This window comes from Promicromonospora sp. NPDC060204, assembly GCF_042728455.1.
Taxonomy (GTDB): domain Bacteria; phylum Actinomycetota; class Actinomycetes; order Actinomycetales; family Cellulomonadaceae; genus Promicromonospora.
Genome location: NZ_JBHWZO010000076.1, coordinates 1 through 24,629, shown reverse-complemented (window position 1 = coordinate 24,629; position 24,629 = coordinate 1). Strand labels below are relative to the sequence as shown.

General features: G+C 73.1%; 23 protein-coding genes. 5 read left to right on the top strand and 18 right to left on the bottom strand.

Features of this window, described 5'->3' with window-relative positions; genetic code table 11:
• Positions 1 to 36: 36 nt before the first annotated feature.
• The 3 genes from ACFWEJ_RS12075 to ACFWEJ_RS12065 form a co-directional block, all read right to left on the bottom strand.
• Positions 37 to 1,095: a 3-isopropylmalate dehydrogenase gene (locus ACFWEJ_RS12075; protein WP_377229446.1), complete on the bottom strand. Its 1,059-nt coding sequence runs from the start codon at positions 1,093 to 1,095 to the stop codon at positions 37 to 39.
• Between the two features lie 74 nt (positions 1,096 to 1,169).
• Positions 1,170 to 1,700 (bottom strand): pyridoxamine 5'-phosphate oxidase family protein, encoded by a 531-nt coding sequence (locus tag ACFWEJ_RS12070; RefSeq protein WP_377229445.1) that lies wholly within the window; start codon positions 1,698 to 1,700, stop codon positions 1,170 to 1,172.
• Between the two features lie 73 nt (positions 1,701 to 1,773).
• The gene (locus ACFWEJ_RS12065) at positions 1,774 to 2,172 is read right to left on the bottom strand and encodes a VOC family protein (RefSeq protein WP_377229444.1); all 399 of its coding nucleotides are present in this window, start codon (positions 2,170 to 2,172) and stop codon (positions 1,774 to 1,776) included.
• Positions 2,173 to 2,261: 89 nt separating this feature from the next.
• Between ACFWEJ_RS12065 and ACFWEJ_RS12060 the strand changes: the two genes are divergently transcribed.
• Together ACFWEJ_RS12060 and ACFWEJ_RS12055 are read left to right on the top strand one after the other, a co-directional pair.
• Positions 2,262 to 2,768: a pyridoxamine 5'-phosphate oxidase family protein gene (locus ACFWEJ_RS12060; protein WP_377229443.1), complete on the top strand. Its 507-nt coding sequence runs from the start codon at positions 2,262 to 2,264 to the stop codon at positions 2,766 to 2,768.
• Between the two features lie 110 nt (positions 2,769 to 2,878).
• Positions 2,879 to 3,598, top strand: a complete 720-nt coding sequence (locus tag ACFWEJ_RS12055; RefSeq protein ID WP_377229442.1) for a methyltransferase domain-containing protein — start codon at positions 2,879 to 2,881, stop codon at positions 3,596 to 3,598.
• A 97-nt stretch (positions 3,599 to 3,695) separates the two neighbouring features.
• On the opposite strand, the gene ACFWEJ_RS12050 is transcribed toward ACFWEJ_RS12055, so the two are convergent.
• Complete coding sequence (locus ACFWEJ_RS12050) at positions 3,696 to 4,286, bottom strand: ASCH domain-containing protein (protein ID WP_377229441.1); 591 nt, start codon at positions 4,284 to 4,286, stop codon at positions 3,696 to 3,698.
• Positions 4,287 to 4,505: 219 nt separating this feature from the next.
• Between ACFWEJ_RS12050 and ACFWEJ_RS12045 the strand changes: the two genes are divergently transcribed.
• From ACFWEJ_RS12045 to ACFWEJ_RS12035, 3 genes are all read left to right on the top strand, one after another.
• On the top strand, positions 4,506 to 5,759 hold the full coding sequence (locus tag ACFWEJ_RS12045; protein ID WP_377229440.1) for a glycine betaine/L-proline ABC transporter ATP-binding protein: 1,254 nt from the start codon (positions 4,506 to 4,508) through the stop codon (positions 5,757 to 5,759).
• Entirely contained in the window at positions 5,752 to 6,693 is a 942-nt protein-coding gene (locus tag ACFWEJ_RS12040; protein ID WP_377229439.1) for an ABC transporter permease, read from the top strand. Before ACFWEJ_RS12045 ends, ACFWEJ_RS12040 begins: the two co-directional genes overlap by 8 nt.
• Positions 6,694 to 6,765: 72 nt before the next feature.
• Positions 6,766 to 7,659 (top strand): glycine betaine ABC transporter substrate-binding protein, encoded by an 894-nt coding sequence (locus tag ACFWEJ_RS12035; protein WP_377229438.1) that lies wholly within the window; start codon positions 6,766 to 6,768, stop codon positions 7,657 to 7,659.
• A 132-nt stretch (positions 7,660 to 7,791) separates the two neighbouring features.
• Here ACFWEJ_RS12035 and ilvC read toward each other — a convergent pair whose 3' ends face one another.
• The 14 genes from ilvC to ACFWEJ_RS11965 all read right to left on the bottom strand — a co-directional run bounded on the left by ilvC (position 7,792) and on the right by ACFWEJ_RS11965 (position 24,462).
• Positions 7,792 to 8,820 carry a ketol-acid reductoisomerase gene (ilvC, locus tag ACFWEJ_RS12030; RefSeq protein ID WP_377229437.1) on the bottom strand — a complete coding sequence of 343 codons (1,029 nt, stop codon included), beginning with the start codon at positions 8,818 to 8,820 and terminating at the stop codon, positions 7,792 to 7,794.
• A gap of 57 nt (positions 8,821 to 8,877) precedes the next feature.
• Positions 8,878 to 9,402 carry an acetolactate synthase small subunit gene (gene ilvN, locus ACFWEJ_RS12025; protein ID WP_020013644.1) on the bottom strand — a complete coding sequence of 175 codons (525 nt, stop codon included), beginning with the start codon at positions 9,400 to 9,402 and terminating at the stop codon, positions 8,878 to 8,880.
• A 5-nt stretch (positions 9,403 to 9,407) separates the two neighbouring features.
• Positions 9,408 to 11,285: an acetolactate synthase large subunit gene (locus tag ACFWEJ_RS12020; RefSeq protein ID WP_377229436.1), complete on the bottom strand. Its 1,878-nt coding sequence runs from the start codon at positions 11,283 to 11,285 to the stop codon at positions 9,408 to 9,410.
• 319 nt (positions 11,286 to 11,604) lie between these two features.
• Entirely contained in the window at positions 11,605 to 12,369 is a 765-nt protein-coding gene (locus ACFWEJ_RS12015; RefSeq protein WP_377229435.1) for a hypothetical protein, read from the bottom strand.
• Positions 12,366 to 14,864, bottom strand: coding sequence for an ATP-binding cassette domain-containing protein (locus tag ACFWEJ_RS12010; RefSeq protein WP_377229434.1), 2,499 nt, complete (start codon positions 14,862 to 14,864; stop codon positions 12,366 to 12,368). Before ACFWEJ_RS12010 ends, ACFWEJ_RS12015 begins: the two co-directional genes overlap by 4 nt.
• An 87-nt stretch (positions 14,865 to 14,951) precedes the next feature.
• Positions 14,952 to 15,926: an NAD-dependent epimerase/dehydratase family protein gene (locus ACFWEJ_RS12005; protein WP_377229433.1), complete on the bottom strand. Its 975-nt coding sequence runs from the start codon at positions 15,924 to 15,926 to the stop codon at positions 14,952 to 14,954.
• Positions 15,923 to 17,740: a class I adenylate-forming enzyme family protein gene (locus ACFWEJ_RS12000; protein WP_377229432.1), complete on the bottom strand. Its 1,818-nt coding sequence runs from the start codon at positions 17,738 to 17,740 to the stop codon at positions 15,923 to 15,925. Before ACFWEJ_RS12000 ends, ACFWEJ_RS12005 begins: the two co-directional genes overlap by 4 nt.
• Positions 17,737 to 19,008, bottom strand: a complete 1,272-nt coding sequence (locus ACFWEJ_RS11995) for a cytochrome P450 (protein WP_377229431.1) — start codon at positions 19,006 to 19,008, stop codon at positions 17,737 to 17,739. Before ACFWEJ_RS11995 ends, ACFWEJ_RS12000 begins: the two co-directional genes overlap by 4 nt.
• Positions 19,005 to 19,847, bottom strand: coding sequence for a glycosyltransferase (locus ACFWEJ_RS11990; RefSeq protein WP_377229430.1), 843 nt, complete (start codon positions 19,845 to 19,847; stop codon positions 19,005 to 19,007). The genes ACFWEJ_RS11995 and ACFWEJ_RS11990 overlap by 4 nt, the downstream gene beginning before the upstream one ends.
• 14 nt (positions 19,848 to 19,861) lie before the next feature.
• Positions 19,862 to 21,025 (bottom strand): 3-oxoacyl-ACP synthase III family protein, encoded by a 1,164-nt coding sequence (locus tag ACFWEJ_RS11985; RefSeq protein WP_377229429.1) that lies wholly within the window; start codon positions 21,023 to 21,025, stop codon positions 19,862 to 19,864.
• Between the two features lie 125 nt (positions 21,026 to 21,150).
• Entirely contained in the window at positions 21,151 to 22,116 is a 966-nt protein-coding gene (locus tag ACFWEJ_RS11980; protein WP_377229428.1) for an ATP-binding cassette domain-containing protein, read from the bottom strand.
• Positions 22,113 to 22,916 (bottom strand): ABC transporter permease, encoded by an 804-nt coding sequence (locus tag ACFWEJ_RS11975; protein WP_377229427.1) that lies wholly within the window; start codon positions 22,914 to 22,916, stop codon positions 22,113 to 22,115. Before ACFWEJ_RS11975 ends, ACFWEJ_RS11980 begins: the two co-directional genes overlap by 4 nt.
• Entirely contained in the window at positions 22,909 to 23,727 is an 819-nt protein-coding gene (locus ACFWEJ_RS11970) for an ABC transporter permease (RefSeq protein WP_377229426.1), read from the bottom strand. The genes ACFWEJ_RS11975 and ACFWEJ_RS11970 overlap by 8 nt, the downstream gene beginning before the upstream one ends.
• 63 nt (positions 23,728 to 23,790) lie before the next feature.
• Positions 23,791 to 24,462: a VOC family protein gene (locus ACFWEJ_RS11965; protein ID WP_377229425.1), complete on the bottom strand. Its 672-nt coding sequence runs from the start codon at positions 24,460 to 24,462 to the stop codon at positions 23,791 to 23,793.
• Between the last annotated feature and the right edge of the window lie 167 nt (positions 24,463 to 24,629).

Genomic DNA, 24,629 nt, shown 5'->3' with positions numbered 1-24,629 from the left:
GTCTGCGAGACCCGGGCGCCGCCTTCGTGAAGCGTGCTACCCGATCACGCGGGCCGCGATGTCGCGGCCTACCTGGTCGGTCGTGCGTACTACGTCGCCGCGCGACGCGAGGTCGGCGGCCACGGCGTCCTGGACGCGCGCGGACTCGGCCGCGAAACCCAGGTGGTCGAGCAGCAGGGCGACGGACAGGATCGTCGCGGTGGGGTCGGCCTTGCCCTGGCCGGCGATGTCGGGCGCGGAGCCGTGCACCGGCTCGAACATCGACGGCGCGGTGCGGTCCGGGTTGATGTTGGCCGAGGCGGCCAGCCCGATGCCGCCCGAGATCGCGGCGGCCTGGTCGGTGAGGATGTCACCGAAGAGGTTGTCCGTGACGATCACGTCGAACCGGCTCGGGTTCGTCGTCAGGTAGATGGTCGCGGCGTCCACGTGCGCGTAGTCCGTGGTGACGTCGGGGAACTCGGCGTTCACGGCCTCGACGGTACGGCGCCACAGGTGTCCGGCGTGCACCAGCACGTTGTGCTTGTGCACCAGGGTGAGGTGCTTGCGCGGGCGGGCCGCGGCGCGCGCGAACGCGTCCCGGACCACGCGCTCGACGCCGAACGCGGTGTTCACGCTGACCTCGGTGGCGATCTCGGCGGGCGTGCCGACGCGCAGCGCGCCGCCGTTGCCGACGTACGGGCCCTCGGTGCCCTCGCGGACCACGACGAAGTCGATCTCGCCCGGGTTCGCGAGCGGGCTGGAGACGCCCTCGTAGAGCTTGGTCGGGCGCAGGTTCACGTAGTGGTCCAGCGCGAAGCGGAGCTTGAGCAGCAGCCCGCGCTCCAGCACGCCGCTCGGGACCGACGGGTCGCCGATCGCGCCCAGCAGGATCGCGTCCTGCCCCTTGATCCGCCCGAGGTCCTCGTCGGTGAGGGTCTCGCCCGTCGCGTGCCAGCGCCGCGCACCGAGGTCGAACTCGGTCGTGGAGAGCTTGGTACCCGACGGCGCCAGTGCCGCCTCGAGGACGGAGAGACCTTGCTCCACGACCTCGGTGCCGATGCCGTCACCCGCGACCACCGCGAGGTTGATGCCGTCTGTCGTACCCACCTGTGCCATGTCCGGAGCGTACGCGTGCGACCACCGGGCTGAGACGCGGGTCTCACCCAATGGACGACTTGTTGGAACCTCGTTCAGTCGAACGTCCAGGTCGTCGCCCCGCCCTGCTCCCGCACGTAGAGCGCGGTCGCCCGGGTGGGCGTCACGCGGTACACGTGCCACGGGGCGGGCCCCGCCGACGGCGCGCTGTAGGGAGCGGTCAGCGCGGTACCGGACGCGTCCGGCTCGCACGGCCAGCCGCCGTCGTTGAGCTGCCGGGAGACCCTCGCCACGACGTCCGGGTCCGTGACCAGCTCGGCCGTGCCGTCGACCACGGTGTCGTAGTCGGCGGTCGCCACCGCGATGGTGCACCGCGGCTCGCGCTCCAGGTTCCGGGCCTTGAGCGCCGAACGGCCCGACACCACCCAGAAGGCGTCGTCGAACCAGATGGCGCCGATGCCGGTGACGTGCGGGCCCCCGTCCGCGTTGACGGTGGTGAGCCAGTGCGAGTGCCGGTCCGGGCCACCGGTGCCCGGAGCCTGCGTGAGCCCGACCAGGTCGGCCGCGACCGGCGCCCAGTCCAGGGTCGGGAGGTCGTAGAGCTCCGCGAGATTCTTGGCTTTCACAGATGGAGTGTTCATACCTCGGTGGACGACCCCACGGACCGGAAGTCATCGGCCGGCCCCGGCACGCCCCGAGCTACTGGTCCCGGGCCGAGAGCACGCAGAACTCGTTGCCGTCCGGGTCCGCCAGCACGGTCCAGGTCGCGTCGGCCGGCTGCCCGACGTCGATCACCGTCGCGCCCAGCTCGACCAGGCGCGCGATCTCGGCGTCCCGGTCGTCGCTCGTGTGCGGCGCGAAGTCCCAGTGCAGGCGGTTCTTGCTCGTCTTCGGGTGCTCGACCGGGACGAACACCATGCCCGGCGGCACCTGGTGGAAGTCGAGCTTGTCGGACAGCTCGAGCGCCCACGGCGGCACGAGGACCGACTCGGTGTCGAGCTCGAAGATGACCTCCCAGCCCAGGGCCTCGGCCCACCAGCGAGCCAGCTTCTTGTGGTCCGTGGACTCCACCACGGTCGAGTACCAGCGCAGCGCCATCGCCTTCACCTCTCGTCAGGACCTGTGCCCCACACCGTAGGACGAGCCACTGACACTCCGCCGACACAGCCGGCGACGGGGCGCACGCGATGACTTCCCCGCTCGCCACCCGTCCACCGGCCATGGAGCCCATCGACATCGCCCACCGCGTCATCGACGACAACCACTTCATGGTCCTCGGCACGGCCCAGCCGGACGGCACACCGCGTGTCTCGCCCGTCTTCTACAACCACGCCGCGTACCGCGACTTCTACTGGATCTCGTCGCCCGCCGCGCAGCACTCGCGCAACGTCGCCGCCCGGCCCCGGGTCGAGATCGTCATCTTCAACTCCCAGGCCGACCCCGGCCCCGACACGGCCGCCGTCTACCTCGGCGCCACGGCCGCCCAGGTGCCCGACGGCGAGCTCCCCGCCGCCGTGACCGCTGCCTTCTCGTCGGTGCGCAGCGGCGTGCGGGCCTACGGGGTCGACGAGCTCAGCGGCGACGCCGAGCTGCGCCTCTACCGCGCCACCGTGACCAGCACCGAGATCCACGTGCGGGGGAGCGACCCGGAGCGCGGGACCGGCATCGACCGCCGGCTGACCGTGGATGCCTGAGGGCGGGCACCTCACCAGCGGCCTGGACCCGCGCGAAGTCCCGCCCAGCGAGATACCGACACCTCGAAAAGCCTTGGCCGGGACCCGTCGCGCGCCCGCACAATCGGCCGATGAGCGCCACCGACGAGGACCTCCGCCCGTACTTCGACGCCGCGGCGACCGGGCTCACCTTCAACTCGCCCCTCGGCGAGCAGAGAGCCGCCGCACTGATCGACCGTGTACAGCCCCTGCGGACCAGCTCGCGCGTGCTCGACCTGGGCTGCGGCGCCGGCGAGCTGCTGCTCCGCCTCTGCGAGCGGCACGGCCTCGACGGCGACGGAGTCGACAACCACGCCGCCGACGTCGGCGCCGCCCGGAACACGGCGACACACCGCGGCCTGGAGCGGCGGGTCACGTTCCACACCACGGACGCGACCACCTGGGACCGCCCGGCGGACATCGTCGTGAACATCGGCGCGAGCCACATCTGGGGCGCGGGCCCGGCGCCCGCGCTGGAGGCGCTGCACGGCCTGACCAACCCGCACGGAAACCTGCTGTTCGGCGACGGCGTCTACGAGGCCGAGCCGGACGCCGTCGTCCGTGCGGCCTTCGGCAACCTGCCCGACCTCGCGGGCCTGGCCCGCATCGCGACCGACGCGGGGTTCCGCGTGCTCCACGCAGCGACCTCGACGCAGGGCGAGTGGGACGACTTCGAGTCGGACTGGCGGGCCGGCATCGAGCGGCTGGCCACACCGGGCGCCCGGGCCTTCGCCGACCGGCGGCGCGAGGAGTACCTGGGCGGCTACCGCGGTGTGGTCGGCTTCGCCTGGCTGGTCCTCACCCCGGCCTAGCCGGAACCCGGACCCAGGTCGCGCACGGACGCGAACCCGGGCCTCAGGGCCTCCGATGCCTCAGGGCCGGGGCAGGCCGCTCAGTGCTTCGGGTACGTCAGGGCTTCGGGTACAGCAGCTCGAACCGCTCGCACACGATCGGCATGTCCTCCGCGAACTCCCGCCCCTCGCCCAGCGTCCGGCGGAAGTACGCCTCGTGCCCCGCCCGCCACGACTCCAGCGTGCGGTCGTCCTCGCCCTCCGCGGCCGCGAAGTCTTCGTCGACCTCGTCGAACGTGGTCGTCTCCACGCTCGTGGTGCGGATCAGCGCACGCGGGTGGCGCTCGCCGTCCAGCAGGATCGACAGCTCGCCGACGACGGGCAGCGGAACGCCCTCGTCGTCGTAGTCCCACAGGGCCGACGACGTCGCCGTCTTGTCCCCCGCCAGGACCGCCGCGAGGAGCGTCTGGGCCAGCTCCGGCTCGTCGCCGAACGACCACGCCTGCGGCGGCACGGTCTCGCTCACGGTGTGGCCGACGACGATGCTCGCCTTCGCCATCCCCGCGTACTGCCGGGTGGCCGCCCAGAAGTCGAGGACCTCGGCGGCCAGCTCCTGGTCCTCCACGGGCACCGACTCGGGGTCGAAGGTCGAGGGGTCGAAGGCCGGCTCGTCGCCGTCCGCGGCCTGCGGGTTCACGTCGTGGGTCACGGGGACATCCTGCCCTAACGGCAGGGGCCGGACGAGGCCTCGCCGGCACATGACGAAAACTGAACGATCCGATAACGAACCCTTACCCAGTTTGCATACATGCGACCGCTCATGGTCTGGTGAACGGCGGTTCACGTCGTTCTGACGTACTTTTTCCAAAATTTTCGCGCCAAGAGAAGGGGCTTTGTGCCAGCAATCGAGGCAAACCATCTGTACAAGGTGTTCGGGCGTAAGGGCCGCGAGGGCGTCAGACGTCTCGAGGCCGGGGCGGACACCGACGAGCTGAGACGAGCGGGGCTGACGCCGGCGGTCATCGACGCGTCGTTCACCGTGGAAGAGGGCGAGATCTTCGTCGTCATGGGCCTGTCCGGGTCCGGCAAGTCGACCCTGATCCGCATGATCAACGGGCTCCACCCGCCGACCTCCGGCCACGTGGAGCTTTACGGCGAGAACATCACCGCCGCCACCGGCAAGGACCTGCGCCGCCTGCGGCGCGAGCGGATCAGCATGGTCTTCCAGCACTTCGCGCTGTTCCCGCACCGCACGGTCATCGACAACGCCGCCTACGGCCTCGAGACGCAGGGCGTCGGCAAGGAGGAGCGCCGCACCCGCGCCCACGAGGCCCTAGAGCTGTGCGGGCTGACCGGCTGGGACGACCACCTGCCGAGCGAGCTGTCCGGCGGCATGCAGCAGCGGGTCGGCCTGGCCCGCGCGCTCGCCGCGGACACCGACATCCTGCTCATGGACGAGGCGTTCAGCGCGCTGGACCCCCTGATCCGGCGGGACATGCAGGACCAGCTCGTCGAGCTGCAGCAGAAGCTCGGCAAGACGATCCTCTTCATCACCCACGACCTCAACGAGGCCATGCGCATCGGCGACCGGATCGCCATGATGCGCAACGGGCGGATCGTCCAGGTCGGGACCGCCGAGGAGATCCTCACCGACCCGGCCAACGACTACGTCGCGCAGTTCGTCGCCGACGTCGACCGCACCCGCGTGCTGACGGCGTCGTCCGTCATGGAGCCGCCGGCCGCCGTCCTCGGCGCGGAGCAGGGACCGCGCGCCGCGCACAAGCTGATGCGCGAGCACCAGATCCCGGCGATGTTCGTCACCGGACGTGACCGCACCCTCAAGGGTTACGTCACCGAGGACGAGGTGGGCCGGCACCTGGAGCAGAAGGACCTCACCGGCCTCCTGCGGCCCGTGCCGGACGTCGCCGCCGTCTCCCCCGACACCTCGCTCGCCGACCTGTTCGGCCCGGCGGCCGAGACCCCGGCCATCGCCGTGGTCGACGACGCCGGACGGCTCGTCGGCGTCGTCCCGCGCATCACGCTGCTCTCGGCGCTCGCCGCGCACGCGGAGCCCGACGTCGCGGACGCTCCCGTGCCGGCCGACGACGAGACCACGGACGACCGGACCACGGACGACGAGACCAACAAGGACGACCAGACCAAGGAGGCCGCCCGTGCCTGAGAGCGCCGCCCCCCTGACGATCGTGCCGTCCATCCCGGTCGGCACCTGGCTGGAGACCGGGTTCACCTGGTTCAAGCAGACCTTCGACGCGCTCTTCGACGTGATCGGTGACCTGATCACCGGCGCCATCAACGGGATCGCCGACCCCCTCCTGGCCCTGGACCCGCTGGTCCTCGCGATCGTCCTGGCGCTGCTCGGCTGGCTCCTGCGCAACTGGAAGCTCGGTGTCGGAACGCTGGTGGGCCTGGTCCTGATCATCGGGATGGACATGTGGGAGCCCGCCGTCGAGACCCTCGCCCTCGTGGTGGTGGCGACCGTCGTCGCCCTGGTCCTCGGCATCCCGCTGGGCATCCTCGCGGCCCGCTCGCCCGTCGTCAGCCGCATCGCCAAGCCCGTCATGGACTTCATGCAGACCATGCCCGGCATGGTCTGGCTGCTGCCCGTGCTCAAGCTGTTCAGCATCGGCGTGGCCGGCGCCCTGGTCGCCACGGTGATCTTCGCCCTGCCGCCCGCCGTCCGGCTCACCGAGCTCGGCATCCGCCAGGTCGACGGCGAGGTCGTCGAGGCCGGTCAGGCCTTCGGCGCCGGGCCGCGGCAGATCCTCAAGGACATCCAGCTCCCGCTGGCCATGCCGACCGTGATGGCCGGCGTCAACCAGGTGATCATGCTGGCCCTGTCGATGGCCGTGATCGCCGGCCTGGTCGGTGGCGGCGGCCTGGGCAACGAGGTGGTGGGCGCCATCTCGACCCTCAACCTCGCCCGCGGCTTCGACGCCGGCATCTCCGTGGTGATCCTGGCGATCTTCCTGGACCGCCTGACGGCGTCGATCGGCTCCCGCCGTCCGGGTCACGGCCGCCTGCGCGAGCTGCGCGACCGGTTCACCCGGACCCCGGCGAACAGCGCCCCCGCCGCCGACGCGGCACGCGCAGCCTGACGCCTCCCTCAAGACGTAGTACCCCTCACCCATACATAACGAACCCCAGTGATACGAAACGGAAGGACACCGATGATCGGCACGACCGGCAAGCGGATCGGAGCGGCCGCAGTGGCCCTCGGCCTGGGCCTCAGCCTCACGGCATGCGGCTCGAGCGAGGACGGCGGCAGCAGCGACAAGACCATCACCCTCGGCATCATCCCGTCGTGGACGGACGGTCTGAGCACCGCCTACCTGTGGAAGAACGTCCTCGAGGAGGACGGGTACACGGTCGAGATCACGGAGATCAACGACGCAGCACCGCTGTACACCGGACTGGCTGAAGGCGACATCGACGTCTTCCCGTCCGCGTGGCCCGAGGTCACGCACGCCGCCTACATGGACGAGTACGGCGACGACCTGGAGGACCTCGGCACCTACTACGACGGCGCCAAGCTGACCGTCGCCGTCCCCGAGTACTCCGAGCTCCGGTCGATCGAGGACCTCGTCGGGAAGAGCACCGACTACGACGGCAAGATCGTCGGCATCGAGGCGGGCGCGGGCCTGACGAAGGCCACGCAGGAGCAGGTCATCCCGCAGTACGGCCTGGACGAGGACGGCTGGGAGCTGCAGACGTCGTCGACGCCGGCCATGCTGAACGCCCTCGACGAGGCCGTCCAGAAGGAGGAGGACATCGTCGTCACGCTGTGGCGCCCCTTCTGGGCCAACAACACCTTCCCGGTGCGCGACCTCGAGGACCCGAAGGGCGCGCTCGGCGAGGCGGAGGGCCTCCACGAGATCGCAACCCTCGGGTTCGCCGAGGAGTTCCCCGAGGTCGCCGAGATGATGGGTAAGGCCAAGCTGGACGACGAGCAGTACGGCAGCCTGGAGGACCAGGTCGTCAACGAGCACGAGGGCGACCCGGCTGCCGGCGTCGAGGCCTGGCTCGCGGACAACCAGGACTGGGTCGAGACCCTCAAGGGCTGACGCCGGACCGCCGTCGGGCAACACCGCAGTCCGGCACCAAGGACGGCAGGACAAGAGAGCGGCGCCCCACCCTCCGTGCGGAGGGTGGGGCGCCGCTCTGTCACGCGCTACGGCGTCGTGCCGACGCCGGGATCAGCGCGCGGCGGAACCCTCGACGTAGTCCGAGTCGGCCGGCTTGATCCACGAGAACATCTTGCGCAGCTCGCGGCCCGTGGCCTCGATCGGGTGCTGCTCGCCCTTGGCGCGCAGCTCCTTGAACTCAGGGGCGCCGGCGTCCTGGTCCGCGATGAAGCGGGCGGCGAAGGTGCCGTCCTGGATGTCGGAGAGAACGGCCTTCATGTTCTCCTTGACGCTCGGGTCGATGACGCGCGGGCCGGAGACGTAGTCGCCGTACTCGGCGGTGTCCGAGACGGACCAGCGCTGCTTGGCGATGCCGCCCTCGACCATCAGGTCGACGATCAGCTTGAGCTCGTGCAGAACCTCGAAGTACGCGACCTCCGGCTGGTAGCCGGCCTCGGTCAGCGTCTCGAAGCCGTACTGGACCAGCTGCGAGGCGCCGCCGCACAGCACGGCCTGCTCGCCGAACAGGTCGGTCTCGGTCTCCTCGGTGAACGTCGTCTTGATGCCGCCGGCGCGCAGGCCGCCGATGCCCTTGGCGTACGACAGGGCCAGGCCCCAGGCGGAGCCGGACGCGTCCTGCTCGACGGCGACGATCACGGGCACGCCGCGGCCGTCCGCGAACTCGCGGCGCACGATGTGGCCCGGGCCCTTGGGGGCGACCATGAGCACGTCGTGGCCGGCCTCGGGCTTGATGTAGCCGTAGCGGATGTTGAAGCCGTGCCCGAAGACGAGCGCGGCGCCCTCCTTGAGGTTCGGCGCGATGTCCTCGGCGTACAGGTGCCGCTGCACCTGGTCGGGGGCGAGGATCACGACCACGTCGGCGTCGCGCACGGCGTCCGGCACGGTCGCGACAGCGAGGCCCTCGTTCTCGGCCTTGGCCCGGGAGGCGGAGCCCTCGCGCAGGCCGACGGTCACCTGCACCCCGGAGTCACGCAGGTTCAGGGCGTGCGCGTGGCCCTGGCTGCCGTAGCCGACCACAGCAACCTTCTTCTGCTGGATGATCGACAGGTCAGCGTCGTCGTCGTAGAACAGCTCAGCCACGGTTCTTGCTCCTCAGTTGATTACTCGGGTGGAAAGAAGTATCGGTGGGTCGCGCGCTCAGGCGGACCTGACCGCGCGCTCGAACGCACGGTCGGTGATGGACCGGGCGCCCCGGCCGATGGCCAGTGTGCCGGACTTGACGATCTCACGGACGCCGTACGGTTCCAGCGCCGCGAGGAGCGAGTCGAGCTTCGCCGCCGGTCCGGTGGCCTCGATGACCACGGAGTCCGGCACGACGTCGACCACGCGCGCCCGGAACATCTCGACGACTTCCAGCACCCCGGTTCGGGTGGCGGCGTCGGCCCGCACCTTGACGAGCAGCAGCTCGCGGTGCACTGACGACTCGGGTTCGAGCTCGACGATCTTGATCACGTGGATGAGCTTGTTGAGCTGCTTCGTGACCTGTTCCAGGGGGTGTTCCTCGACGTCGACCACCACGGTGATGCGCGAGATCTCCTCGTGCTCCGTGGGGCCGACGGCCAGGGAGTGGATGTTGAACGCGCGACGGGCGAACAGGCCGGCGACGCGCGTGAGCACGCCGGGCTTGTTCTCCACGAGCACGGACAGGGTGTGCCTCGACATGGGGGTCAGTCCTCTCGCTCCCACGCCGGCGAGATGCCGCGTGCGTACTGGATGTCGTCGTTGCTCACGCCGGCGGCGACCATGGGCCACACCATCGCGTCACGCGAGACGGTGAAGTCCACGACCACGGGCCGGTCGTCGATCTCGTTGGCCCGCTTGATCGCGGCGTCGACGTCGGAGGCGTGCTCCACGCGGATGCCCTCGCAGCCGTACGCGTCGGCGAGCTTCACGAAGTCGGGCACGCGCATGGTGCCGTGACCGGTGTGCAGGTCGGTGTTGGAGTAGCGCGACTCGTAGAAGAGCGTCTGCCACTGCCGCACCATGCCCAGCGAGCTGTTGTTGATCAGCGCCACCTTGATGGGGATGTCGTTGATCGTGCAGGTGGCCAGCTCCTGGTTGGTCATCTGGAAGCAGCCGTCGCCGTCCACGGCCCAGACCGTCCGGTCCGGCTCGCCGACCTTGGCGCCCATCGCGGCCGGGATGGAGTAGCCCATCGTCCCGAGGCCGCCGGAGTTGATCCAGGTGTTGGGTCGCTCGTAGCTGATGAACTGCGCGGCCCACATCTGGTGCTGGCCCACGCCCGCGACGTAGATCGCGTCCGGCCCGGTCAGCTCGCCCAGTCGCTGGATCACGTGCTGCGGCGACAGGTGGCCGTCCTCCGGCTGGGTGTAGCCGCGGGGGTAGGTGCGGCGCCACTCGTCGAGCTGATGCCACCAGCCCTCGACGTCGGGCTTGCCGTGCGTCTCGTGCTCCTTGGCCAGCTCGGGCAGCAGGTCCCCGATGACCTCGCGGAGGTCGCCCACGATCGGGACGTCGGCCTCGCGGTTCTTGCCGATCTCGGCGGGGTCGATGTCCGCGTGGATGATCGCGGCCAGCGGGGCGAAGCTCGACAGCTTGCCGGTCACGCGGTCGTCGAACCGGGCGCCGAGCGCGAACACGAGGTCCGCCTTCTGCAGCGCAGCGACGGCGGGCACCGTGCCGTGCATGCCGGGCATGCCCAGGTGCTGCGGGTGGCTGTCCGGCACCGCGCCGCGGGCCATCAGCGTGGTCACGACGGGCGCCCCGGACAGGTCCACGAGCTGGCGCAGCAGGTCCGAGGCGCCGGCGCGGATCACGCCGCCGCCCACGTACAGGACCGGCCGGCGGGCCGTGGCCAGCAGCTTCGCGGCCTCGCGGATCTGCTTCGAGTGCGGCTTGGTCACGGGGTGGTAGCCCGGCAGGTTGAGCTCCTGCGGCCACGAGAACGTGGTGCGCGACTGCATCGCCGACTTCGCGATGTCCACGAGCACCGGCCCCGGCCGCCCGGTGGAGGCGATGTGGAACGCCTCCGCGATGGTGCGGGGGATCTCGGCCGGGTCCGTGACCAGGTAGGAGTGCTTGGTGATCGGCATCGTGATGCCGACGATGTCCGCCTCCTGGAAGGCGTCGGTGCCGATCGCGGAGGCGCCCACCTGGCCGGTGATCGCCACGAGCGGGATCGAGTCCATGTTGGCGTCCGCGATGGGCGTCACCAGGTTGGTGGCGCCGGGGCCCGACGTCGCCATGGTGACGCCGACCCGGCCCGTCGCGTGGGCGTAGCCCGACGCCGCGTGGCCGCCGCCCTGCTCGTGCCGCACGAGGATGTGGCGGAGCTTGGCGGAGTCCATCAGCGGGTCGTAGGTGGGCAGGATCGCGCCGCCGGGAATGCCGAAGACGACCTCCGCCCCGACCTCCTCGAGCGAGCGGACGATCGACTGCGCGCCCGTCACCTCCTCCGGCCCGACGCGCGGTGCGGCGTTCTCAAGCTCGGCCTTGCCGCCTACGCGGGACCGAAGCTCGGTGCGCACCTGGTCACGCGCCTCGGCGCGCGCGGCGATCTGTGCGGGTGTCGGTGTGCCGGTCATGCGGTTCTCCTGCCGTCGCGCCCCGTCCTGGGGCGAAAGCGAGCGTTCGTGACAACAAAAAAACCCCGGGTCCTTTGGTGAAAGGACTGCCAGGGTGAGCGCGCGGACGATGCCTGTGCTGGGGCTTAGGCCGCGCGCTCAGGAAGTACTACAAGAATGATCGTCTGCACGTCACGCACGTTACGCCGAAAAGTCGCCGGTGTCACTCAGCGGGCCAAAGGTCCCACGATCCGAGACACCAGGCCGTCCGGGCCGCAGGATCCCGGGCCTCCTCGGCCTCCCTGGGAGACCCGGGAGAGCCGGAACGGGCCTGCCGTGCTCAGCGTACGTCGCGATGCTGGAAGACCACCGAGCCGAGCACGGCCAGCACCACCGTGATGCCGAGCAGCAGGAGCCCGCTGTGCACGTAAGGGGCCGCCAGAACCCCGTCGCCGGCGAGCACGGTCCGCGTGCCGCGGACCCACGAGTCCGCGTTGGTGAACGGCAGCCAGTCCCGGACGGCGGACGACGCGCTCAGCGCCACCTGCTCCTCGACCACGAACCACACCGCGGCGAGCCCGACCGCGACCCACCAGCGCCGCACGAGCACCCCGAGCGCCGCGCCGCCGACCGCCGCGGACACCGCGAGGGCGACCACGCGGACGCCGCTCCACGTCAGCGCCTCCACCAGGTCGGACGGCGGACCGCCCAGCATCCCGGCCCGCGCGTGCGCCCAGTACATGCCGAACCCGAGCAGCGCGCAGGCCGCCGCGATGCCGGGCACCACGGCCAGCCCGGCCGCCGCCAGCTTGCTCCAGTAGACGCGGCCCCGGCGGGGCTCGACGGTCAGCAGGGCACGCGTCCCGCCCTGCGCCGCGGACCCGGTCACCAGCAGCACGCCCGCCACGTAGGCGAGGAACACCGACGTCATCGCGTAGAACGAGATCTGCCCCTGGTCGAGCATCGCCGCGAGCGTGAACGCCTCCGGCTCGAACGCCGTCACCGCGACCGCGAGCGCGACGTGCGCGAGCATCGCCACGGCGATCCACCGGATCGCCGGCCGCACGGCGAACCTGCGCAGCTCGGCCCACAGCAGGCCCATCATCGCCTTCCCTTCGAACGCTTCTTGTTCCGGCCTGATCCGTGCTGTCCGGGGCGGGGCCGTCCCCCGCCCGCGCCGGTGCGCGGATCCGGCTCCCGTGCGGCGGGGTCGTCCGGTCCGGTCTCGTCCGGGCCGGGGTCGTCCGGCTCGAAGTCTTCGGGTTCTGGGTCGTCCGGTTCCGGGTCGTCCGGTCGGGACGCGTCCGGTTCGGCCGCGTCCGGTGCGAGGCCGTCCGGTCCGAGGTAGTCCGGTGCGAGGTCGTCCAGCTCGAGGTCGTCGAGCTCCAGTCCCTCCGCCTCGAGCCGCTTCAGCTCGAGGTCGTCCGGTTCCCGATCCTCCGCCTCCCGCTCCTCCGCCTCCCGGGCGTCCGGCTCAAGACCCCCGTCGCTGCCCCCGGACGTCTCCGCCGCGCGCCGGCCCAGGAGCGCCCTGGCGCCCTCCTTGCGGTTCGCGAGCCGGGCCGTCCTCGCGTCGGCGGCCTCCTGCTTCCTGGTGGCCTTCTCGTCGAGCGCGGCCTGCCTGGCGTCGAGGGCAGCCTGCTTCGCGTCGGCGCGCGCCTGCTCCGCGGCGGCCTTCTCGGCCGCCTTCTGCCGTGCCGCGGCCTCCTTGGCGTCGAGCTCCGCCTGCTTCCGCGCGGCCTGGTCGTCGATCCTGGCCTGCCGCGCGTCCGCCTTGTCCTGCCTGGCATCGGCCTTGTCCTGCTTCGCTGCCGCCCTGGCCTCCGCCGCCGCCTGCTTCTCGGCCGCCTTCGCGTCGGCGGCCGCCTGGCGCTCCGCGATCCGCGCCTCGGCCGCCGCCTGCTTCTCCGCGACCTTGGCGTCGAACGCCGCACGCCGCTCGGCGAACCTCGACTGCTTGGCCGGCGTGTCGGCGTCGGCCGGCGCCTCGCCGGTCGCTACGGCCGTGCCCGACGTCGCGGCCGTGCCCTGCACCGCGGAAGGCTTGGGGGCGGACGGCTTGGGGGCGGAAGGCTTGGGCGCCGCCGTCTTCGGGGCAGAGGATTTCGAGGCCGCCGTCTTCGGGACGGCGTTCGTCGCACCGGTCGCCTCCGACGCACCGGGCTTGGACGCCCCGGCCTTCGGAGCACCGGGCTTGGGCGCACCAGCCTTGGGAACACCAGGCTTGGGAGCGCCCGGCTTCGAGGTGCTCGACGTCGAGCCACCGGCCTTCGCCGAGACCGCCACCGAGGCGCCCGACGTCGCCGCGCTCGCCTTCGCGACCGCCTTCACCACGCCGTCCCGCTCGCCCGCACCCGGATCACCGGTACCGCTCGCCTCCGGCCCGGCCGACCGCCCCGCCGACCTCCGGTTCTCCTTCGCGGCCGCCCGCTCCGCGCGCGCTGCCTCCTTGGCCGCGGCCCGCTCGTCGACCGCCGCCTGCTTCGCCGCGGCCCGCTCGTCGATCGCCGCCTGCCTCGCCGCGGCCTCCTCGGTCGCCCTCGCCTCGTCCGCCGCCTGCTTCGCGGCCGCCTCCTTGTCCGCCTTGCGCTGCTCGGCGGCCTTCTTCCGCTCCGCCGCCTTCCGTTCGGCGGCCTTGCGCGCCGCCCGCTCCTCGGCGCGGCTCGGCGGCACGGGCGTCGGCGGCACCACGGGGCGCAGCCGGCCGACGACGGCGGCCAGGTCCTCCCGCTGCGGCACCAGCTCGCCCGCGAAGAGCTTCTGCTTGGCGAGCGCCCGCGAGATCTCGGCCGGTTCGGCGACGTCGTCGACGTGCAGCGTGTCGCCGTCGGACCGGACCTTGAAGCCCGCGGCCCGCAGGGCCGTGGCGGCCTTGCCCGGCTCGTCGACGCCGACGCGGACGCTGACCCGGGCGTCACCCAGGAGCTCGGCGGTGCTCCCCTGCGCGAGGATGCGGCCGCCGTCGAGCACCGTGACCGTGTCCGCGATCTGCTGCGCCTCGGTGAGCACGCCGGTCGCGACCAGCACGGTCTTGCCCTGGTCTGCCAGCCGGCGCAGGGCCTGGCGGATCTCCCGCGTGCCGACGGCGTCGAGGCCGGCGCTCGGGTCGTCGACGACGAGGAGGTCAGGGTCGCGCAGCAGTGCCGCCGCGAGCGCCAGCCGGCGTTCCTCGTCGGGCGAGTAGGTGTCGTAGGCGGCCTTGGCCCGGTCGGCGAGGAGGACGCGGGTGAGCACCTCGTCCACGCGGGCGCGCGGCACGCCGGCCGCGCTCGCGAGAAGGGCGAGGTTGCGGCGTCCGCTGAGGCGGCCGTGGAACCCGGGGTCGCCGACGACGGCGCCGATGCGGCCGGCGAGTTCGGGCAGGCCGTCCGGGACGTGGGTGCCGAAGATCTTCATCGCGCCCCCGTCCGCGTGGGCGAGGCCGGTGAGCAGGAGCAGTGTGGTGGTCTTGCCCGAGCCCGCGAGCCCGAGGAGCGCGTGCACGCCGCCCGCCGGTACACGCAGGTCGAGCCCGTCCACGCCCACGGCGCGGCCGCGCACCGAGCGGTACGCCTTGCGCAGCCCGAGCGTCTCGATCGCGACGTCGCTCCCTGGAATCACCCGCACAGGGTAGGGCATTCCGGACAGCACCCGAATGTGTCAGACACACAGGTCACCGGAGGGACCTGTAGGTCTGACGCGTCGGGGCTACCAGCTCATGGCGCCGTGCAGCGACGTCGGCGCCGGGTCCACGCCGAGGCGTTCCCGCAGCATCGTGAGGTCGTAGGTGCGCTCCATCGCGAGGTGGCTGATGGCGTACCGGGACAGGCGCGGCTCGCGCCCGGTCCATCGGGCCAGGCGCTCCCCCGCCCAGGCCAGCACGTTGGCCAGCCGCAGCGGGATCCCCACCACCTGGACCGGCCGGAACCGGGCGAACATCAGCAGCTCGATCGTCTCGTCGAGGTCGACCGGGCTGGCGTCGGCCACGTTCGCCACGAGCGGCCGCCCCGCGGCGATCTCGGGCTCGACGTCCACGTCCAGGGCGGCCCGCACCGCAAGGGCCAGCGTGTCGACGTGCGTGAGGTGCTGCCGCACCTTGCCGCCGCCCGGCAGCGGCAGCCACGCGCCGATCGCCGCGGACTCCAGCCGCGGCAGCAGCGTCGTGTCGCCCGGCCCGTAGACCGCGTGCGGCCGCAGCACGACGACGGGGCCGCGGTCCTCGCGCGCGGCGTCCGCCGCGAGGTACCGCTCGGCGGCGGCCTTGGTGGAGCCGTAGGGGTTCACGTACCCGCGGGCGGGCGCCTCCGCCTCGGTGGCCGCGACGCTCGGCGTCCGGGGGTCGTAGACGCTGCCCGACGACAGGTGCACGAAGCGTGCGCCGGGGAACGTCTCGCGCACCGCGCGGGTGCCCTCGACGTTGACCACCCACGCCCGGGCGTGGCTGCCGCCGTCCCCGACGGACGCGCCGCAGTGCACCACGACGTCGACGTCCTCGGGCCGGTCCTCCTTCGCGAGCGGGCCGTCCCGCAGGTCCCAGAACTGGTGGGCGACCTTGTCGAGCAGCTCGGCCGGGACGCGCGGGACGCGCCGCGAGAACGCGATCACCTCGTGCCCGTGCGCCGCGAGATCCCGCACCACAGCCCCGCCAACAAACCCCGACGAACCGGTCACAGCCACCCTCATGCGCGCACTGTACCCGCGAGAGGTGAAACCAGGTCGACCAGGGCATGACGGTCCGGCTTCCGGGACCGGCCCGCGAGCGGCACGTGCGACGCCTCGACCACCAGGTCGGGCAGGGCGCCGTGGTCCAGAACCTGTCCGACCTGGTCGGCGACGGCCCGGGCGAGGTCGGTGCCCACCCGGACCCGCGGCGTGCCCACGCCGGGCGCCGCGCCCTCCGGCGTCACCACAAGGACCACCCGCTCGTCGCCGTCCGGCATCGGGACACCGACCATGACGGCGTCGGCCACCCCCGGCAGCGCCCGCAGCCGGGGCTCGAACAGGCCCGGATAGATGTTCACCGTGCCGCGGATGATCATGTCCCGGTTGCGGCCGACCAGCACGATCCGGCCGTCCGCGTCCCGGTAGGCGAGGTCGCCCGTGCGGTGCTCGGCCGCGCGCGGCTTGCCGGCGTCGAGGTCGGACAGGTAGCCCGCCATCAGCGACGGCCCGGTCAGGACCAGCTCGCCCACCACGGGCCTGTCGCCCGGGCCTGTGCCGGGTTCGCCCGCGGGTTGGTCTCCGGGTGCGTCCCCGGTCTCGTCCCTGGACGGGCCGGGCGCCTCGTCCAGGCCGACGACGGCGGTGTCGATGCGCACGCCGATCCCCGCCAGCGGACGACCCACGAGGTCGCCCCGCGGGCCGCCGCTGGAACCGGCGCTCGCCGACGCCGCGCCACCCCCGGCGGCCGCGATCTTCTCGTCCGCCTCGGTCATCGCGGCGGGCAGGATCTCGGTGGCCCCGTACACGGCGATCCAGCGCGTGGCCGGCAGCACCCGGCGGCCGCGCTCCAGCAGCGCGGCGGTGACCGGGGCCGCACCGACCGCCAGCACCGCGGGGCCGACGACGGGTTCAGCGCCGCCGTCGATCCCGCGGGCCTCCAGGACGTCGAGCAGCGCCGTCACGTCGGCGGGCACCAGGAACGACGAGTCCGCGCCCGCGACGCCGCGCGCGAACGCCGCCGGGTCGTCCTTGGGCGTGCTCGCCGGGATCTCCCACGTGCCGCCCGCGAGCAGCGCCGGGAGCCCGAGGAACATCTGGTCGGTGTGCGCTCGCTGCTCGGACCGCAGCCCGCCCACCTGCGCGAACAGGCCCAGCATGCCGCCGAGCGTGCCCGCGGTGTGCACCACGGCCTTGGGTTCGGCGGTGGTCCCGGACGTGAAGACGACCAGCGCCTCGGGATCGTCCGCGACCCACCCGGGACGGGGCGCGGGTTCCGGCACCGGCGTCGGCTCCGGCCCCGAGGTCAGGTCCGGCTCCGACCCCGGCCTTCGTGCGGACTCAGCCGCCACCCGCCGCGCCCCGCGTGGCACCCCCGGCAGCCACCGCCCCGTGTACAGGTGCCGCACGGGCAGCCGGCCGTAGTCCGGGAGCAGCAGCCCGCGCGAGCGCGCGATCCTGCGCAGCGGCCCCGACGACGCCGCGTACAGCAGCGCCTCTGTCGCGGCCCACCGCGGCCGGGCCGCCGCGATCCGGGCGGCGAACAGCTCCGGCGTCGAGCCAGGGTCCACAAAGACGACGGAGCCGCCCGCGCGCAGGATCGCGAGGCACAGGACCACGCCCTCGGGCCGGGGCCGGACGCTGAACAGCACCCGGTCGCCGGGCCGCAAACCCTGTGCCCGCAGGCCGGACGCCGTCCGCTCGACGCGCGCGGCGAGGTCGCGGAACGTGACCTCCTCGCGCACACGAGCGCCGCCGCGGCCGCCGAACCAGCGCAGCGCCACGACGTCCGGCGTCTCCCGGGCCAGGGCGGGCAGACGTTCCAGGAAGTGGGTCATCTCGTCTCCTTCGCGGCCGGTCCCAGCCGCAGCTCCAGCGACCGGTACGCCGGGACCAGCACGCCGCGCGCGGCCCGGCGTCGGCCCACGACCGTGACCCGACCGTCGGCCGACGCGGCGGCGAGCGCGTCCAGGACGGCGTCCACCTGGGCGATCGCCAGCGGCATGCCGAGGCAGAAGTGCGGCCCGGCGCCGAACCACAGGTGCCGCACGGCGGGGTCGACCGGCCGGCCGGGGTCGAAGCCGCCGGCGGCCCGGCAGCAGTTGACCGTGGCGATCACCACGCGCTCGCCGGCGGCGACCCGCAGGCCGCCCACCGACGCGTCGGCCCGTACCGCGCGCAGCATCGCGGGCGTCGGCACCGTGACGCGCAGCCCCTCCTCGACGGCGCGCCGCCGCACCTGGGCGTCGCCGGCCAGCAGCCGCCCGGTCCACCCGGTGTCGTGGGCGATCGCCAGGAGCCGCGGCACGAACGACTGGACCGTCTCCGTCCCCGTGAGCACGAACGCACCGACGGCGCCCATCGCCTCGCGCTCGGACAGCCCCAGGTCGCGCATCCGCCCGGGCACCGTCGCCGGGTCGCCCGCGCGGTAGGCCGCACGGGCGGGCGCCGTCAGCCGCTCCAGCACCGCCCGCGCCCGCGTGACCTGGGACCGCGTGAGACCGTGCCGGTGCAGCCGCACCATCCCGGTGATCGTCCGGGCGGCGGACATCGCGGAGCGCACGGCGTGATCCGTCGGCGGCAGCCCCACCATCCCGCAGATCACCGCGCCGGCCTGCGCCGTCACCGCGGCGGCGAGGTCGACGGTCTCCCCCGCGGCCAGCCGCCGCGTCAGGTCCGGCAGCACGCCGCCGTCGTCCGGGGCTCCGGCGTCGCTCGCTCCGAAACCGACCGCGCCGTCGCCGCCCACACCTTCACCGCCCGGGAACCCGCCCCCGGACACCAGCTCCCGCACCGCCCGGGGCGCGAACAGCGGCCCCAGCGCGCGCCGCAACGCGGCGTGCTCGGCGCCCTCCATGTTGAGCAGCACGGACGGCCCGAGCACCGGCGTCCACAGGTCCGACGGCGCCCCCGGGCCCACCTTCGAGAAGTGGTCCAGGTCGAGCAGCACCTCGCGCGCGACGGCGGCGTCGCTCACCACCACGCCGACGCGCGGGACGCGCACCACGGGCCGGCGCCGCGCGGACCGGAGCGCCGGGTAGGCGAGCGGGTGCGCGGCCCGCTGCACCCGCTCCTCCCAGAGCGCCTCGGGCGCGGCGGCCGTCATCGGATGTCCACAACCTCGGGCCGGTAGCGGTGGTCGGCGTACCAGCCGAGCGTGCGCACCAGGCCCCACGCGTGCACGCGGCGCGTCGAGGCGCGCACCCAGACCTCGCGGTGCTCCGCGTACCGGGTGGTCAGCCGGCGCACGGCGTTGACCAGGGCCCGGTCCTCGTGCACGTCCTCGATCCGGGTGCGCGGGAACCCGCCGGCGCGCTCGTACAGGGACGCCGTGATCGCCATGTTGCAGCCGGGCGTCATCACGTACGGCCCCAGGTACCCGTCGTCCCGGTTGCCGGGGCGCACCTTGCCGAACGTGCTGGACGCCCACAGCGCGAACGACAGCACACCCTGCTGGACCCGCGAGACCGGCAGGTCGTCGGTGCGCGGCAGCAGCCGGCCGGCCACCAGCTCGTCGCCCGACGCGAACGCCTGCCGCACCGCCCGCGTCCACCCGGGCGGAGGCAGGCAGTCGGCATCGGTCCGGGCCAGCAGCTCGGCACCGAGCGCGATGGCGGCCCGCATCCCGGTGTCCGCCGCGGCCCCGGTCCCCTTCTCGGGCTCCGTGACGACCTGCCAGCGCAGCCGCCCCCACTCCGCGACCGCCTTGCGGACGACGTCGGGCGTGCCGTCCGTGGAGCCGTTGTCCACCACCACGAGGTCGAAGTCGTCGTCCTCCTGCGCGTGCAGCGCCGCGAGGGTGCGCAGGATCCCGTGCTCGTGCGCCTCGTTCAACGCGGGCACGACGACGGCGAGACGAGCTCTACCTTCTGCCGCGCCTTCGCTGCGCTCCGCTCCCGGCGCGTGCCTCGTCCCTCGGCCCTCACCGTCCGCTGCGCTCCGCATGCGGCGCGGTCCTGTCACCACCGGACCACCATCGCCCCCATGCTGATCCCGCCCGCGAGCCCGAGGAGCAGCACCACGTCGCCCCGGCGCAGCCGGCCCGACTCCAGCGCCGTCACGAGCTGCAGCGGCAGGGTCGCCGAGGCCAGGTTGCCGTGCTCGGCCACGGTGACGATCGTGCGGTCGGCCGGCACACCCAGCGCCGCGTGCACGTCGGCGAGGTAGCCGACCGCGACCTGGTGCACCGCGACGAGCGCGACGTCGTCCATCGTCACGCCGGCCTGCTCCAGCGCCTCGTCGACCGGGCCCGGCCCGAGCGCGAGGAACGCCTCGCGCAGGCGCGACCCGTCGATCTCGAAGTAGCTGCGCTCCGGGTCGCGCGGGTTGAACGTGCCGCCGCCCGGCAGCATGCCCACGTCCCAGTGCTGCGACTCCGCGGTGAACGCCGAGCCGAGGATGCCGGACGGCCGGACCGCGGGTTCGACCAGGCCGGCGAGCTCGGCGGCCAGCTCGTCCTCGAAGCCGGACGGCGCCTCGACCGCCTCGACGAGCACCGCCGCCCCGGCGTCGGACATCGTGTAGCCGGCGGCAGACAGGGCGTACGTCGACCGGTCGGGCACGTCCCACCGGACGCCGCGCGTCGGCATCTCGCCGGACGCGACCAGCACGCGGCGGTACCGGCCGGTCCCGATGAGCGCCTCGGCCACCTCGATCCCGTTGAGCACGGAGTTGCAGGCGTTCTTGACGTCCATCACCGGCGCCCGGACGCCGAGCTTGGCGGCGGTGATGTGACTGGTGGCGGGCTCGATCATGTCCTGGGTGGCCGAGGCGAAGATCAGGAGGTCCACATCCTGCGGCCCCAGGCCCGCCCGATCCAGGAGAGTGCGGGAGGCGGCGACGGCGAGGTCCGAGGCCTGCTGGTCGTCATCGGCCACGTGGGTCCGGCGCACACCGGTCAGGCGCGACACCATCGGGACGCGCGGCGCGACCCTCGGGTTCCTGCGGTGCAGGTCGCGCTCGGCCTCGGCCACGTCCCGGGTGCGTTCGGGCAGGTGGACCGCCACCTCGGCGATCCGGGCGACGGGGTGCGGGACCGGCCGGGACGACCGCGGGGTCGACGGCGCGGGCTCGGCGGATCGGGCGGGAACCGGGCTCAGCACGGCGGCTGGTTCGGGAAGCACCCGGCACACGTTAGCGGCACCCCTCTCGCGCGCAGGAGGGCTAGACGTATTAACGTCTAGGCATGCGACCCTGAGCCGGCGCCCGCACAAGGGCTCACGCCGACCGACCGGCGGCACCCCGCCGCCTACCGCCTCGTGGCGCGGTAGATCTCGCGCACCACGTCCTCGATGTCGGGCTCGGCGATCGACAGGTCGAGCACCTCGGCCCGCTCGGAGATCGCGGCGAGCACCCGCGCCGCCGTCGTGCGCTGCGGGTCGAAGGCAAACCGCTGCCGCAGGCCGTCCGAGTCGCTGCGGACGTGCTCCGCGCCCGCCACGTCGGTGAGGTCGGGGGTCGCGACGGCGAGGTCGACGACGAGCTCCCGCCGCGCGCCGACCGTGCGCGCCAGCCCGTCGAGCGTGCCGTCGAACGCCAGGCGGCCGTGGTCCACGACCAGGACCCGGTCGCAGAGCCGCTCGACGTCGCCCATGTCGTGCGTCGTCAGCAGCAGCGTGGTGCCGTGCTCGCGCCGCTGCGCCACGAGGAACTCGCGCAGGCGCTGCTTGGACAGCACGTCGAGGCCGATCGTCGGCTCGTCGAGGATCACCAGGTCCGGACGGTGCAGCAGCGCGGCCGCGACCTCGGCCCGCATGCGCTGCCCCAGGGAGAGCTGCCGCACCGGCGTGGCCAGGAACTCCCCCATCTCCAGCATGTCGACCAGCTCGGCGGTCCGGGCGCGCTCGTCGGCCGCGGTCAGCGAGTGGATCGCGGACAGGATCGAGAACGACTCCCGCACCGGCAGGTCCCACCAGAGCTGCGAGCGCTGCCCGAACACCACGCCGATCCGGCGGGCGAGCGCGCGCCGCTGCTTCAGGGGGTGCAGCCCCATGGTCGTCACGGTGCCGCTCGTGGGCACCAGGATGCCGACGAGCATCTTGATGGTCGTCGACTTCCCGGCCCCGTTCGCGCCGATGTAGCCCACGGACTCGCCCGCCTCGACGGTCAGGTCGAGGTCGTCGACGGCGACGTGCCGCGAGCGCCGCAGCCGGTTCCCGCGCTCCGGCCGCCCGGTGAACACCCGGGTCAGGCCCTCGGTCTCGATGACGTTCATCCGCCCGCTCCTCGGTAGTGACGAAGGCCCCAGCGCCAGGCCAGCCCCGCGACGACGACCGCCCAGAGCGCCGCGACGGGCGCCAGCCAGCCCAGCCAGACCGGCAGACCCGCGACGCCCGGCGTGCCGAGCAGCGTGGAGACCGGCAGGAAGGCCGCGAACGCCACGGGGAAGACGACGCCGAAGACCACCAGCAGGCTGCGCGGCCACACGCTCGTGGGCTGCGTGGCCGCGTACCGGCCGCCGTACACGAACGCGTTGGTCATCTCGGCGCCGTTGACGAGGAAGAACTGCAGCCCGGCCGCGGTGACGAACTGCGCCGTGAAGATGACGAAGCCGCTGGCCAGCGCGAGCACCAGCAGCCCGACATTGCCCGCGGTCCAGTCGATGTCGTTGAGCACCAGGCCGACCGTGAGCGACGTCGCGCCCACGACGCAGCGCCCGATCCGGCGCAGGCTGAGGTCGCTCGTGACGAGCTGCGCCAGCACCGGCTGAGGGCGCAGGAAGAACACGTCGAGCGTGCCCGCGCGGACGTACACCGGCAGGTTGTCGCAGTGCCCGGCCACGAGGTCGGCGAGAGAGAAGGCGAGGTCGGACAGGCCGAACACGAGCATGATCTGCGCGAGCGTGAACCCGCCGATCTGGTCCGTCGCCGAGTACAGCACCCAGATCTCGCCGAACTCGACGAGGCCGACGATCAACGCGCCGACGAGGTCCAGGCGGAAGCTCGCGCGGTGGCTCGCCTGCGAGCGCGCCCGGCTGGCGACGACGGCCCGGTAGGCGCGCAGGGTCTCACCCACCCTGCACCTCCAGCCTGCGGCGTCCCGCCCGCGTGGTCAGGTGCCCGACGGCGAGCACGATCGCGAGCCACAGCGCCTGCACGCCGAGGTGCTGCCAGGCGGCCGCCCCGGTGACCTGGCCGGAGAGCACGTCGACCGGGAGCTGCATCATCGACGGGAACGGCGTGAGCAGCGCGAGGGTCAGCAGCCAGTCCGGGAAGAGGTAGATCGGCGTGTAGAGGCCGGCGAACAGCCCGGAGAACGACATGTAGAACACGGCGACGCCGCGGGACTCCACGAGCCAGAAGCCCGACGTCGCCACGGCGTAGACGCAGGCGTGCGAGACGGCGATGCCGAGCAGCAGGCTGATCAGGCCGAGCGCGTACGCGCTCGGGTCGGACGGCAGCACCATGCCGCCGATCGCGACCCCGATGAGCACGCTCGGCAGCCCGCGCGGCAGCAGGCCGAACAGCCCTTTGCCGACGTCGGTCAGCACGTGGGAGGCCTGGACACTCACGGGACGCAGGAAGTCGACGGCGACGTCGCCGGACTTGATCCGGGTCTGCAGGTCGCTGCCGCCCCAGAAGTTCACCGACCCGAGCAGCCCCTGCCCCAGCCAGACGAACGCGGCCATGCTGCCCGCCGTGTACCCGGCCAGCTCACCGCCCGAGCTCTCTACCGCTGCCCCCATGATCGAGCCCTTGAGCACGCCGAACGTCGCGTTGGCGACCAGGCCGGCGAGGGTCGCGAGCGGGTAGGCGGACTGCCCGCGGAAGCCCGCCAGGAGGAACCGCCAGTAGGGGTTCCGGGCGGGAGGGTTGAGCGGGCGCACAAGCGCGAGACACTACCCATTCCCGGGCCGGAGTTCACCTTCTTTTCAGAAGTCGCCCTGTTCTCAGAAGTCGCCCTGCCAGGTGCAGACGCAGGCCTCGTTGCCCTCGGCGTCGGCAAGCACCCACCACGACGGGGCGTACTTGTCCGTGACGAGCCGCCCGCCGGCGGCGACCGCCGCCGCCACCCGCGCCTCGGCCAGGTCGTGCGGCACCCACACGTCGACGTGGACGCGGTTGCGCTGCTCCCGGCGCTCGTCGCTCTGCTGGAACCAGAACAGCGGCTCGCGCCCGTCCGCGTCGATCAGCCGGCCCGCGGCTGTGTTGCCGCCGCGGTAGGGCTGCGCCTCGTGGCCCAGGACCGCCTGCCAGAAGGCCTGGACCGCGGGTCCGACCACGGCGTCGATCGCGATCGCCACCTCGCGCAGCCCGGTCACGTCCGCGGCGACGCCCACGTTGCGGGCGGCCGCCGAGATCGCCCGCGCGAGGCCGAGGTCCCGCTCGGACAGCCCGCCGATGTCGTGCGACCAGGTCCGCACCGTCACGCTTCCGTAGCGCAGGTCGACGTCGGGATGATGGTTCGCGACCTCGGCGAGCTCGCCGATGCGGGCGACCAGCACCAGCCCGGTGGCGAACGAGCCGGTGGTGAACCGCGCGAGCGCCGCGTCGTGGAGGACCCGCCAGTCCTCCGTGCCTTCCGCCGCGGTGAACTCGGCAGCGGTGATCTCGTCACTCATGGGTCGCGCCCTCTTTCGTGCGTCCTGCGGTCCGGGTCCCACCACCATGGCACGAGACTCCGACACCCGACAGGCCCCTCGGCGTCACCGCTCGTCAGTGCGCCGGCCGGGGGGGGGGGCGCGCGCCCGGGGGCCGCCCGCCGGGGGGGGGGGGCGGAGGGGCGGGC